The organism is Pseudoduganella sp. R-32 (assembly GCF_049913245.1).
Taxonomy (GTDB): domain Bacteria; phylum Pseudomonadota; class Gammaproteobacteria; order Burkholderiales; family Burkholderiaceae_D; genus Rugamonas.
Map to the genome: position 1 here is coordinate 2,007,607 of NZ_CP183987.1, position 12,672 is coordinate 2,020,278.

The 12,672-nt window shown below is 61.7% G+C and carries 13 protein-coding genes; 7 read left to right on the forward strand and 6 right to left on the reverse strand.

What is annotated here, in order from left to right:
* Positions 1–368 precede the first annotated feature (368 nt).
* Together ACN9MU_RS09260 and ACN9MU_RS09265 are read right to left on the reverse strand one after the other, a co-directional pair.
* Entirely contained in the window at positions 369–785 is a 417-nt protein-coding gene (locus ACN9MU_RS09260) for an organic hydroperoxide resistance protein (RefSeq protein WP_426321861.1), read from the reverse strand.
* A 32-nt stretch (positions 786–817) separates the two neighbouring features.
* Positions 818–1,813, reverse strand: coding sequence for an alpha/beta fold hydrolase (locus ACN9MU_RS09265; protein WP_426321863.1), 996 nt, complete (start codon positions 1,811–1,813; stop codon positions 818–820).
* Between the two features lie 119 nt (positions 1,814–1,932).
* Between ACN9MU_RS09265 and ACN9MU_RS09270 the strand changes: the two genes are divergently transcribed.
* Positions 1,933–2,373, forward strand: a complete 441-nt coding sequence (locus tag ACN9MU_RS09270; RefSeq protein WP_426169962.1) for a MarR family winged helix-turn-helix transcriptional regulator — start codon at positions 1,933–1,935, stop codon at positions 2,371–2,373.
* A gap of 60 nt (positions 2,374–2,433) precedes the next feature.
* On the opposite strand, the gene ACN9MU_RS09275 is transcribed toward ACN9MU_RS09270, so the two are convergent.
* Positions 2,434–3,087, reverse strand: a complete 654-nt coding sequence (locus ACN9MU_RS09275) for a DUF6445 family protein (protein ID WP_426169964.1) — start codon at positions 3,085–3,087, stop codon at positions 2,434–2,436.
* A 154-nt stretch (positions 3,088–3,241) separates the two neighbouring features.
* On the opposite strand from ACN9MU_RS09275, the gene ACN9MU_RS09280 reads away from it, so the two are divergent.
* On the forward strand, positions 3,242–4,009 hold the full coding sequence (locus ACN9MU_RS09280; RefSeq protein WP_426321866.1) for a S1 family peptidase: 768 nt from the start codon (positions 3,242–3,244) through the stop codon (positions 4,007–4,009).
* A 1-nt stretch (position 4,010) separates the two neighbouring features.
* Here ACN9MU_RS09280 and ACN9MU_RS09285 read toward each other — a convergent pair whose 3' ends face one another.
* Entirely contained in the window at positions 4,011–4,793 is a 783-nt protein-coding gene (locus ACN9MU_RS09285; RefSeq protein ID WP_426344460.1) for an EAL domain-containing protein, read from the reverse strand.
* A 141-nt stretch (positions 4,794–4,934) separates the two neighbouring features.
* Here ACN9MU_RS09285 and ACN9MU_RS09290 point away from each other — a divergent pair, with 141 nt between their 5' ends.
* Positions 4,935–5,711 (forward strand): pseudouridine synthase, encoded by a 777-nt coding sequence (locus ACN9MU_RS09290; RefSeq protein WP_426344461.1) that lies wholly within the window; start codon positions 4,935–4,937, stop codon positions 5,709–5,711.
* Here the strand turns inward: ACN9MU_RS09290 and ACN9MU_RS09295 are convergent.
* Complete coding sequence (locus tag ACN9MU_RS09295; protein ID WP_426169974.1) at positions 5,637–6,533, reverse strand: 5'-nucleotidase; 897 nt, start codon at positions 6,531–6,533, stop codon at positions 5,637–5,639. The two genes, ACN9MU_RS09290 and ACN9MU_RS09295, sit on opposite strands and share 75 nt — an antisense overlap.
* Before the next feature lie 143 nt (positions 6,534–6,676).
* On the opposite strand from ACN9MU_RS09295, the gene ACN9MU_RS09300 reads away from it, so the two are divergent.
* The gene (locus ACN9MU_RS09300) at positions 6,677–6,883 is read left to right on the forward strand and encodes a hypothetical protein (protein ID WP_426169977.1); all 207 of its coding nucleotides are present in this window, start codon (positions 6,677–6,679) and stop codon (positions 6,881–6,883) included.
* Between the two features lie 39 nt (positions 6,884–6,922).
* Positions 6,923–7,936, forward strand: a complete 1,014-nt coding sequence (locus ACN9MU_RS09305) for a helix-turn-helix transcriptional regulator (protein ID WP_426344462.1) — start codon at positions 6,923–6,925, stop codon at positions 7,934–7,936.
* Here ACN9MU_RS09305 and ACN9MU_RS09310 read toward each other — a convergent pair.
* On the reverse strand, positions 7,921–8,241 hold the full coding sequence (locus ACN9MU_RS09310) for a hypothetical protein (RefSeq protein ID WP_426169982.1): 321 nt from the start codon (positions 8,239–8,241) through the stop codon (positions 7,921–7,923). The genes ACN9MU_RS09305 and ACN9MU_RS09310 overlap by 16 nt on opposite strands.
* Before the next feature lie 158 nt (positions 8,242–8,399).
* Here ACN9MU_RS09310 and ACN9MU_RS09315 point away from each other — a divergent pair, with 158 nt between their 5' ends.
* Both ACN9MU_RS09315 and ACN9MU_RS09320 read left to right on the forward strand, forming a co-directional pair.
* A complete protein-coding gene (locus tag ACN9MU_RS09315; protein ID WP_426344463.1) occupies positions 8,400–9,722 on the forward strand; it encodes a BNR repeat-containing protein in 1,323 nt (440 codons plus the stop codon).
* 29 nt (positions 9,723–9,751) lie between these two features.
* Positions 9,752–12,637 (forward strand): TonB-dependent receptor, encoded by a 2,886-nt coding sequence (locus ACN9MU_RS09320; RefSeq protein WP_426344464.1) that lies wholly within the window; start codon positions 9,752–9,754, stop codon positions 12,635–12,637.
* Positions 12,638–12,672 lie beyond the last annotated feature (35 nt).

The window sequence follows — 12,672 nt, forward strand, 5'->3', positions numbered from 1 at the left end:
TTACGGCGCTCGGGCGAAATGCAGGTGCGTCGTGAAAGTTGCCAATAATTACTTTTCATTATCATCATATCTTGCTTAATAGGAAACAATCAAGTGCGGCGAAGCCTTTAAACAAAATCCGCGCGGGGATTCCAGCCGATCCCGGAGCGCGCGCGGGCTGCTTGATCTGCAAGCCCGTTCAAGCTGACTACCGGCAGCAGCAAAGCATTGGAACTGCACTCTGGTGTGATCAATGCCGTATGCCGTCGCGGACGTGTGACGCTGGAAGCAGGAATCCCCGTCCGTTAGGGCGGGGTGACGTCAATGCATAGATAGTGCGCATCTGGAGAAAGGCCGCCTTGATGGGCGGCCTTTTCATTCTTATCGATTTATACCAGGTTGATGGCCACATCGATATTCCCGCGCGACATTTTCGAGTACGGGCAAATCTGGTGCGCAGTCTCAACCAGCTCTTGCGCGACTTCGCGCGCCAGGCCAGGCAAGCTCACATTGAGGCGTGCCTGCAGCTGGAAGCCGCCCTCATTGGTACCCAGGTCGACATCAGCGTCGACAGCCGTATCGGCTGGCAGCAGCACGCGTTTGTCCTTGGCCGCGCGTCCCATGGCGCCGATGAAGCAGGCCGACCAGCCGGCCGCGAAGAGCTGTTCCGGATTGGTGCCCGGGCCGTTGGAGCCTGGTGGCGAAAGTTTGATGTCGAGGCGGCCATCGTTGCTGCGTGCGGCGCCATCGCGGCCGCCGGTGGTGCGGGTCTTGCCGGTGTAGAGAACGTTCTCAATCTTGTTCATGGTGTGTGTTCCTTTCGGTTGGTTGGGGGGAATCAGAAATGGTCGACTGCGATCACGGCATCGGCGAAGGCGCGCGGTGCTTCCTGCGGCAGGTTGTGGCCTACGCCGCCCGAGATCAGCAGGTGCTTGTATTTGCCGGTGAAGCGCTTCGCATAGCTCGCCGGATCGGGATGCGGTGCGCCGTTGGCGTCGCCTTCCATGGTGATGGTCGGCACGGTGATGGCAGGGAAGGTCGCCAGCCGCGCTTCCATTGCTTCGTATTGCGCTTCGCCCTGTGCCAAGCCGAGGCGCCAACGGTAGTTGTGGACCGTGATCGCGGCGTGGTCCGGATTTTCCAGAGCGGCGGCGCTGCGGTCGAACGTCTTGTCATCGAAGCGCCATTGCGGTGATGCGGTCTGCCAAATCAATTTGGCGAAGTCGCGATGGTTCTTTTCGTAGCCGATGCGGCCGCGCTCCGTGGCGAAATAAAACTGGTACCACCATTGCTGTTCTGCGCTCGGGGGCAGGGGATTCTTGCCGGCTTCCTGGCTGCCGATCAGGTAGCCGCTGACCGAAACCAGTCCTTTCACGCGCTGCGGCCACAGCGCGGCGACGATGTCGGCGGTACGCGCGCCCCAGTCGTAGCCGGCCAGGATGGCTTTGTCGATCTTCAGTGCATCCATCAGTGCCACCGTATCGGCGGCCAGCGCGGCAGGTTCGCCATTGCGTACGGCATTCGGATCGCGGAAACGCGTCGTGCCGTAACCGCGCAGGTGCGGAATGATCACGCGGTAGCCTGCCTTGGTCAGCCTCGGGACCACTTCGGCATAGCTGTGGATGTCATAAGGCCAGCCGTGCAGGAGGAACACGACCGGGCCATTGGCCGGGCCTTCATCCACATAGCCAACATTCAGCGGGCCGGCGTCGATCTGCTTGATGGCCTCGAAGGTAGCCAAAGCCGGTTTTTCGGCCTGAGCCTGGGCTGCGGCGGGGAAGGAGAGTTGCGTGCTGGCCAGGGCGAACAAGGCGGCGACGATGTGCTTTTTCATCTGCGTGCTCCAAAATTAGTTATCGAGATAATGATTTGCGAGATAACTATATCCCGGTCTGCGCAGCTTTTCAAGTACGATAATCATTATTTCGATAATTAATTTGAGCGGGGTGTCAAATGAGCAATAGGGCCAGGCTCGGCGACTTCATGTGCTTTGCCATTTATTCAACCAACCTGGCGTATTCGCGCGTGTACAAGCCCGTGCTGGAGGAGCTTGGGCTGACCTATCCGCAGTACGTCACCATCATCTGCCTGTGGGAAGAGGACAAGCAGACTGTCAAGGGCTTGAGCGAGAAGCTGTTCCTCGAGCCAAGCACGATGACGCCGATGCTGAAGCGGCTCGAGGCGATGGGCTACGTAACGCGGGAACGTGATAGCGAGGACGAACGCAGTGTGCGCGTATCGTTGACCGAGGCTGGGCGCCAGCTGCGGGAGAAAGCCTTTGACTATCGCGAGACGACGGCAAAGGCGGCCGGACTGTCGCCAGAGGAGTTCCGTGTGCTGCAAAAGGCGATCGTCAATCTGCGCACAAACCTCATGAACGCTGCCGGCCCTTAAGCCTGGATCATTGCAGGCCGGAGTGCTGGCGGGTTACCGCCAGGCGTTGGGGCTATCGGCTCAGGCCATCCAGAAGAAGACCGCCGTCAGGCGCTTGTCTGCGTGGTCGAAACCAAAGTATCCGGTGGCGGAGTGCACCAGGTTTGCCTTGTACAGCAGGATGCGATTGAAGCGATTCTCCACGCGCACGTCCTCCTGCCATGCTTCCGGAGGCAGGCCCTTTACCTTCAAGGCTTCGCGCAGGTTGGCATGCGGCGGCATGCACAGGTTGCCGCCCAGCGTGCCGTTAGGCTGGCGCTGGCGGTAGAACGAGGTTCCGCAATCGGGATCGGGGTCCGGCGTCAGGTAGATCACGCTGGCGTAGCGGCAAAGCTTGGTCGAGTCGGTGTGCGGGCGTGCGCCGGAATCGGGCATGCCAACCAGCTGCGCGTAGTTGTGGTTCAACGACGTGCCTTCGGGCGTCGCTTCCTGCCACAGGCGCTTGGCGCCGGTCATCTTCTTCACCCACGTTTCCACGTACTCCATCTCGGCTGGTGTAAGCGCGTTCGGTGTGCGCTTGCCGGGCCAGGGCTCGTTGGCGTAGGGCGCGCCCAGTTCCCAGTATTCCTGGGTGTAGCAGCGCTGAGCGATTTCTTCGGCGTTGGGCAGGAAGTCGTCCTGCACCCAGTAGTCACGGCCTAACTGGGGTTTGCGGTAGGGGAGGATTGGCAGCATGGCCAAGAGCGTAGCAAGAAAACAGCGTTTTAACGTCTTCTTAACGCGCGTACTGTGTTCGGATTGACACGCCGGTGCGTCGGATTGCAAGATTTGCATGCAATATCGTCCATAACCAGGCCTCACGAGGGCCTTTCCAAGGAGATGACGCACTATGATGAAGTGTTCATTTGCAGCGCTGGCCCTGCTGGCCGCCGCCCATGCCCAGGCAATCACCTACGGCCAGGCCGACGGCAGCAAGCACCCGCAGGTCGGGGCCCTGGTCGATTACGACAGCAAGGGTACGGCTTACGCGTTCTGTACCGGCACCATGATCAGCCCGACCGTCATGCTGACGGCTGCGCACTGCAATCCCGGCGTGGCAACGGTGAAGGTGACGTTCGACAGCAAGGTGCTGAATTCGGCGCTCATGTACATGGGGCAGTATCACGCTCATCCCGAATACCGCGCGCAGCAGAATGATCCGCACGATATTGCCGTCATCGTGTTCGACCGGCCGATTCCGGACGTGGCGCCTGCGCAGTTGCCCACCCTGGGCCTGTTCGATACCCTGAAAGCCAACGGCCTGCTGGCCAACACCAGCTATACGGCGGTCGGCTACGGTGGCCAGGAACGGACTTTCGACGGTAAGGGCGGCTGGACCATCGCCTACCAGGATACGCGTGAATGGTCGGTGTCGGGCTTCGGCACCTTAAACGATAGCTGGTTGCGGCTGTCGCAGAACAATGCGGTCGGCAATGGCGGCACCTGCTACGGCGATTCAGGCGGTCCGAACTTCTTTGGCAGCGGCACGGCCGAATCGAAGATGCTGGCTGGTACCACCATCACTGGCGATACGCCCTGCGTGCAAAGCAATGTGATTTATCGGCTCGACACCCCGTCGGCGCGTTCATTCCTGGGGAATTTTGTGGTGCTGCCATAAGCTAGGCGGCGAGGCGGTCAGGCCCGCGCCTTGCGTTGTCCTGCACCAGCACCTGTGCGCCGGTGCGGGCGGCTGCTTCACGCAGGGCGGGAGTGTCGTCCTTGACCAGCACTTGCACGTTCAGCGATGCGACCTGTGCGAGGACTTGCGTCAGTTCGGCGGCGCCCGCCCCGTGCAGGCTGGCGATGCGTATGGCGTCGACCCGTGCTGGGCCGAGGACGGCCGGTAACTGGGATGGGGTGGCGACTTTCACTGATATACGGAAGCCGTTGCGGCGGTAATTGTCGGCGACGTAGTTCAGCATCCAGTTCTGCCGCGCATTCACTGCGGGCAGTTGCAGGACGATCTGGTCCAGCGGCAGGCCCAGGGAGTCGAGGATGCGGCGGAACGCCATGCCGTGGTTGCTGCTCACGGCGCTGAGAAGGCGGTCATGCACATTCAGGTGCAATGCCTGGCCGTCGACGGTTTCCTTGCTGAAGAAATTGATTGCGTGGAGCGTGCGGCACAGACGGTCCAAGGCGACGGACTCGTCGTCGCTTGCTGCGCCATCGAGGTAGGTCCACAAAGGCAGTCCCTGGTCTTCGTCCGTGACGGCTCGTACGCGGCCGGCATAGCCGCTTACATTTCCGCTTCCGAGTTCGCGGAGCGGGTGGAAGGCGCTTCCCAGCCAGCAGTTGAAGATATGTCCCTGTACTTCGTCGTCGCCGCTTAGGCGCAGGCTGCTGGATGGCGTCTCGTCGGTCGCAAGACGATCCAGGTAGTCATTCAAGGCTGGGTAGCGCATTTGAGGCTCCTCGGGATAACGGGGGAGCCCAGTCTACGCCGCAGCCATCACCCAAGTGAACGAAGGTTTCGGCATATCCAACTGCACAATACTCAGAACGAGCCTGTGCAGGACCGTGCTTGTGGGAGAATACCGCCTGCAATGAAACAGAATCCCCTCACAGAAATCTACCGCGACCAATGGCTGCTGGCGGTGCACAAGCCGGCCGGCCTGCTGGTGCATCGCAGCCCGATCGATCCGCATGAAACCGAATTCGCCTTGCAGTATGCGCGCGAGATGAATGGCGGGGAGTACGTCTACGCCGTGCATCGCCTGGACCGGCCGACCTCCGGCTTGCTGGTCTTTGCGCGCGACCAGCAAACGGCCAGTGTGCTCGGCAAGGCTCTCATGGCGGGCGACGTGCATAAGCGCTACCTCGCCATGGTGCGCGGCTGGGCGCCGGAAGAAGGCCTTATCGACCACCCGCTGCGGGAAGAACCGGAGGACCGCCGCTGCAAGGATGAGGAGGCGCCGATACGCGAGGCAGTGACTCGCTTCCGCCGATTGGCGACGACGGAAATCCCGGTCGCGATTGAAGGCTACAGCAGCAGCCGTTACAGCCTGGTCGAGCTGTTCCCGGAAACCGGCCGCCGCCACCAGTTGCGGCGCCATATGAAGCACATCAGCCATCCGATCATCGGCGACGCCAATCATGGACGGGGGCGCCATAACCGCTATTTCGCCGAGCGCTTCGGCTTTGGCCGCCTGATGCTGGCGGCAGTCGGCATGTCGTTCAGGCACCCGGCGACGGGCGAACTGCTGGAGCTCAACGCCGCACCGGAAGCCAGCTTCCTGCAGGTGCTGTCAATTTTCCCCGGCGACAGCGGCATTCGCGATGCCGTAGGGGACGTGCCCGGTTGGGACGAACTCCCGCGCTGAATCGCAGTGCATGGTCTGGTCGTCGAAGAAGATATCGGCGCCGAAGGCCTTGAGGAAGGCGCCTTTCGGCATCCCGCCGAGGAATAGCGCTTCGTCGATACGGATATCCCAGGCGCGCAAGGTGCGGATCACGCGTTCGTGCGCCGGCGCCGAGCGGGCCGTGACCAGTGCAGTGCGGATCGGCGCATCATCCGCGCCGTGCGCCGCCTGGATCGCGTGCAGTGCCCCGAGGAAGTTCTTGAACGGGCCGCCCGGCATCGGGTTGTGCGCTGCTTCCCGTTCATTACGGGCAAAGGCGTCCAGGCCAAGCTGCTTGTAAATGCGCTCGGAGTCGTCCGAGAACAGCACTGCATCGCCATCGAAGGCAATGCGCAACTGGCCGGTGTCGTCTTCGCGGTGCGAAGGCAGGATGGTTGCCGCGGCGTGGCCCTGGGCCAGCGATTCGCGCACGTCGTCCGGGTTGGTGGACAGGAAGAGCTGCGCGCCGAAGGCTTCCACATAACGGTGCGTGCTGGCGCCGGAGCAGAAGGCGGCGCGCTTGATGTCGAGCTGGTAGTGCTCGATGGAGTTGAAAATGCGGATGCCGGTGTCGGCGCTGTTGCGCGACAGGAGCACCACCTCCACCAGCGGCGATGCCGGCGCGCCCTTGTTCAGGGCCAGCAGCTTGCGCACCAGGTTGAAGGCAGGGCCCGGCTCCAGCACCACATGTTCGTTTTCGCGCTGGTGGGCGCAATACGCCGCCACGCCCTGGGATTCGAAGATGGCATGGCTCTCATCCAGCTGGAACAGGGCGCGCGATGAAATGGCAACGACTAGCTTCATGTTTTCCTCCTTGAGCCTATTTTCGCAGACGCTGCGACAGATTGTGTCGCAGGGCCTGCGACATGGGCTGTCGGAAGCGCGCCCGATACTGCGGCATCTTCATTGAATAGAGGGAGCGCAGTTTGGGAGACGGGACATTCACGATGAACGAGATCGCAGGGGCCATCGATTTTGTGCGTGCGCTGGAGGCGGCGCGCGGCGGCTTGCTGGCCTGCCCGGTGTCGCGTTTGCAGGTCCGGTTCCGGCTTGGCTACCGGCGCGCCTGCGCACTGGCCGGGCGGCTGGAGGAGCTGGACGTGTGGGAGATCGTCGTGACGCCCAGCGGCATGCGGGGCGCGCGGCTTAAATAATTGCTACAATGAAATTCCTGATAACTGAGCATTGATCGGATGGCTTCCAAGGACTCCATGTTCCGGCAGTGGAATATGCTGCGGCTGGTGCCGCGCGCACCATTGAGCATTACGGCCGCAGAGATTACCGAACGCCTGGCGCAGGCGGAATACCCGATCGACAAACGCACGGTCGAACGCGACCTGAAGGCGCTGGAGTCGGTGTTCCCGCTGATGGTCGATGAATCGGCCAAGCCGTTCAAATGGAGCTGGCGGCGCGATGGCGCAATTTTCAGCCTGCCCGGGATGTCGGTGCCGGAAGCGCTGACGCTGACGATGGTGGAACAGCATCTGCACCGGCAGCTTCCGCCTTCGACACTCGATGCCTTGCAGCCGCACTTTTCCGCAGCGGCACAGACGCTGGCGGCGATCGATGAACGCGCGCAAACCAAGGCATGGCTTGGCAAGGTGCGCAGCATTCCGTCGGCGCAGCCTTTGCTGCCGGCGGAAGTGGACGAGCAATGCCAGCGCACGGTCTACGATGCGCTGATGAAGGACCGGCAGCTCAAGCTGCATTACCAGAAGCGCGATGGCAGCGCGCCGACTGTCTACGAATCGGTGCATCCGCTGGCCATCGTGCAGAAGGCCGGCACGGTCTACCTGGTCTGCATGTTTTCCGATTATGAGGATGCGCGCACGATTGCGCTGCATCGCGTGAAGCAGGCGGAAATGCTGTTCCTGCCGGCGCGCCGCAAAGCCGGCTTCGATATCGATGCATTCATTGCCGAAGGACAGTTCGGCATTGCGAACGGCGGCGAGATCCGCCTGCAAGCGGTGTTCGCTCGCGCGGCCGGCGAACACCTGGCTGAAACACCCTTGAGCAAGGACCAGGTGCTGTACAGCGAATCGGCAGACCATTTGCGCCTGATCGCCACAGTGCCGCGAACCCGTGCACTGACCTGGTGGCTGCTGGGTTTTGGGGATGGGGTGGTGGTGTACGAACCGGCCGACCTGCGGGAAGAAATCAAGCAGACTGCCGAGCGCATGGCCGCCGCATATCAGGACCGGCGCTGAGCTGACTTGCCCCGCAGCCGCCGCCACAGGCCGATCAGCCACTCGATGAGGGCTGCCATCGGCTTGCGCAGGAAGGGAATGTCGTAGGACAGCAGCAGCAAGCCGATTGGCACATCTTCCACACCCACAATCGGCATATACGGCGCCACTATCCCAACCGTGATCAACGCCAGGGCGAGGGGAATCCGCACCCAGCGCGCACGGTCCGAGCGCGCCCATTCGATGAAGCGCTTCGCCTTGCTCGGAACCTCATGTTCAAGATCGTCGACCGCATGGTCGAGCTGCTGTTTGCCGTCCTTAGCCATTCCAGAATGCTACCCCTCCTGGACTTTTCAGCGCGCCCGGCTATAAGTACTGAAATGAGCTATATGCTTTTGATCTAGAAACTTCGAAAGAATATATAGGTTTCATATTTCTAATTGCATAGAATGATTTCGGCTTATTTAACGATTGCAACTCGACCATGAAATCATTCGCGAGGAAATGGAAGGCAATAGCTGCGGCGATGCTGGCCGCGCTGTGCATTCCGGCCGCGCAAGCAATCGACATCAAGCAATCCACCATTGGTCCCGGATGGGCCAATAATTCGGTCAACGTGACCGTATTCCGCAAGAATTCCCTCGTTACGCATGATGGCATGCAGTACGCCGCCTATTACGACGCCGAGCGCTACGTGGTGCTGGCCAGGCGGCGTGTGGACAGCAGCGACTGGACGGTCCAGCGCAGCCCATTCCGGGGCAAGGCCGAGGACGCGCACAACGGCATCAGCATCATGGTTGACGGGGCGGGCTACCTGCACGTGGCCTGGGACCACCACGACAATCCCTTGCGCTATGCCCGCAGCAAGGCGCCGGGTGGACTGGAACTGGGCGACCCGTTGGCAATGGTGGGGCGCGACGAACAGGCCGTGAGCTATCCAGAGTTCTATCGCCTGCCCGATGGCGACCTGCTGTTCCTGTACCGCGATGGCGCGTCGGGACGCGGCAACCTGGTGATAAACCGCTATCGCCACGCCAGCGCGAAGTGGGAACGCCTGCAGGACAAGCTGATCGACGGCGAGGGCCGGCGCAACGCGTACTGGCAGGCGCACGCCGACGGCCGCGGCGTGCTGCACCTGTCCTGGGTGTGGCGCGAGTCGCCGGACGTGGCGAGCAACCATGACCTGGCCTATGCCCGCTCGCGCGACGGCGGCAAGAGCTGGGAACATTCGGACGGGACGCCATACAGGCTTCCCATTACTGCGGCCAGCGCGGAATATGCCTTGCGCATCCCGCAGGGCAGTGAGCTGATCAACCAGACTTCGATGGCCGCCGATGCGGAAGGCCGTCCTTATATCGCGACATATTGGCGGGATGCCGGCAGCGCGATTCCCCAGTACCGCGTGGTATTCAATACGGGGCAGCGCTGGGAAGCGCGCACCCTACCGCTGCACAAGACGGCTTTCAGCCTGTCAGGCGGCGGCACCAAACGTATTCCGATGGCACGGCCGCAGTTGCTGCTGGCCGATAAAGGCGGCCTGGTGGTATTTCGCGACGAAGAGCGCGGCAGCAAGGTGTCGGTCGCAGTCATCGAGGATTTCCAGTCTTTCCAGTGGTCTGTGCACGACTTGTCCGAAACTTCGGTCGGCGAATGGGAGCCGACGTTCGACAGCGAGTTGTGGAAATCGCGCGGCATCCTGAGCCTGTTCGTTCAGAAGGCGTCGCAAGTGGACGGGGAGGGCGTTGCGCAGCGGCCGGCAGAACCGGTGCGTGTGCTGGACTGGGAGGTGTCAAAGCAGGTTCGTTAAAAAAGAAGTTAACAAGGGAGACATAAGAAATGAGGAAGAAAGTTCTTGCAACGCTGGTGCCCCTGGCATTGGCAACAGCATATGGCACTGGGGCCATGGCGCAGGAGGCGGCAGAAGCTCCGGCAGCACCGGCCGCACCCGCGGCAGCTGCTGCTTCGGGCGACGTTGCGGCAAACGTGGATGCGGCCAACACTGTGGTGGTGACGGGCTTCCGTTCCAGCCTGCAGAAGGCCCTGAACCTGAAAGCCCAGGCAATCGGCGTGCGCGATTCCATCGTGGCGGAAGACATCGGCAAGTTCCCGGAGTCGAACGTGGCGGAATCGCTGCAGCGCGTGCCGGGCATTATCCTGAACCGCGATGAAAGTTCGGCCGAAGGGCAGCGCATTTCGATTCGCGGCTTGCCGACGGAGTATTCGGTCACCACGCTGAATGGGGCTCCGGTGAACACCACCAGTACCGGTTCCATCGGCAACGCAGCGCGCGGCTTCAACTACGACGTGTTTGCTTCCGAACTGTTCGGCCGCGTGGACTTCTACAAGTCGCCGCTGTCCGAACTGCCGGAAGGGGGCATGGGCGGCGTGGTGGACCTGCAGTCCCCGCGCCCGTTCGATAATCCCAAAGGCGCGGTGCGCTATTCGGTAACGGGCGCGTACAACACCATGTCCGAGAAGACCGATCCGGCGGCATTCGGCCTGTTCTCCAAGACCTGGGGCAACTGGGGCTTCCTGGTCGGCGCTGCGCATTCGAAGGCGATGAACAATCGTTCCGGCTTCGAGGCGACCGGCGGCTATAACAGCTCGGCGCGCGGCAGCAAGACGCCGGTGCAGGGCAACTTCGCGATGCAGCTCGATTACGACGATCCGCGCGCCAACCTGTCGGGCTACACGCGCGACCAGGTGGACAATGCGCTGCTGCCGCGTATCTACCGCTTCTACGGCTCGTCCAATGACCGCAGCCGCGATGGCCTGGTCTCTTCGCTGCAGTACAAAGACAGCACGCTGAACGTCAGCCTGGATACCATGTACTCCAAGCTGAAAAACTCGCGCGACGAGCTGTATTACGGCATCCTGATCCGCAACAGCAAGACCACCAACCCTAGCGCGCCTCCGGGCACGGCCGGCCACAATGGCCTGGTGCCGATCAACGTCCACATCGATCCGGGTTCGAACCTGTTGACCGGCACCTTCGGCAATACCTCGTACAGCAGCGGCGTCACCTACACCGAAGACGAGACGAAGTTCAGCTACGCGTCGCTGAACGCGAACTGGAAAGCCAACGACAGGCTGTCGCTGACCGGTCAGCTGAGCGTCAACAGCAGCAAGGCGCAAAGCTACCAGGACACGCTGTCCGGCCAGATTTTCGGCATCACCTCCACCATCGACTATGGCAGCGACCACGTTTATCCGTCGCTTTCGTCGACCAGCGATTACCTGAACCCGGCCAATTATGCCGGCTTCGGCATCGGCACCGGCCTGACGCGCGAGACCGACCGTGGCCGCCAGGGCCGCGTGATCGCGGACTGGGACTACAACCTGTGGGGCGATTGGACCGGCCACCTGAAAACGGGCCTGGTGTACGTGGAAACCGAGAAGGGCGTCCACAAGCGCAATGCCACGTCAGATATGACGGCCAAGCTGAATAGCCTGGGCAACACCGGCATGCGGCAGGGCATGGTGTTCGACCTGCCGATCAGCAACCTGGACATGGGCGCCGGCTGGCCGCACCAGTTCGGAACCTTCACCCGCAATTACACCTACTCGACTTTCGATCCGCTGGCGTACAACACCGAGGCGACCTTTACCCCGGCACAGAGCTTTACCGCGACCGAGAAAGTGACCTCCGGTTTCGTGCAGTCGGACTTCAAGGGCGAAGTGCTGGGCCACGGCCTGCGGATCAACGCGGGTGTGCGCTATTCGCGCACCGAGCTGGATATCGACAACTTCAAGAAGACCGGCGCCGGCGGCACCTACCAGCCTAACCAGGAAAGCGGCTCTTACCATAACCTGCTGCCGGCCATCAGCGGCGCCTTCGACGTTACCGAAGACCTGATGTGGCGCGCCTCCTTCGGCAAGACCATTTCCCGTGCTTCGCTGTCGATCATCGCAGCGCAGACCGTGGTGCCGAACCCGTTCGACAACTCGGCCACGGCGGGCAATCCGAACCTGCGTCCGCAGCAGTCGAAGAACATGGACACCAGCCTGGAATGGTACTTCCGCAAGGGCAGCCTGCTGTCGGCGGCATACTTCCGCAAGGTGCTGACCGATGCCACCGTGTCCAGCACGACCCAGACCACCTTCGGCGCTTTGGGCCTGCCGGATACCGCGATGGGCGCGATCTTCTACGGACCGGATGGCCGCGTGGACCCGAACCTGCCGATGACGCTGCGTACGTACAGCAACGCCGGACGCCAGGTGCTGAAGGGCTACGAGCTGTCGTACCAGCAGGACTTCGATTTCCTGCCTGCGCCTTACAAGGGCTTCGGCATGCTGGCCAGCTACACCCACATCGATCCGTTCAACAGCGCAAAGTGGATCACCAATGCGGGCAGGGAGATCGAGGTCAACTCGGTGCCGAAATATGCCTACAGCACCACCGCCTATTACGAAAACGGTCCGCTGGCGATTCGCTTCTCTTACAACTACAAGGGACGCAGCCTGCACGGCGACAATCCGAAGAATAACGGCGATGACCTGATCCGCTGGCGCGCGGCACGCGGCTACCTCGATGGCAATATCAGCTACAAGATCAACGACAACCTGGAACTGCGCCTCGACGCGCTGAACCTGTCGAACACCTTGTCGTACGATTATTTCGAGGATGCCACCGGCCAGTACGGCAGCGGCAAGAAGACCCGGATGGACTACGCGAAGTACGACGGCCGGACGATCAAGATCGGCCTGCGCGGCAAGCTGTAACAAACCTGGGGCGGTCTACTCTCTCTCCCGCTCCC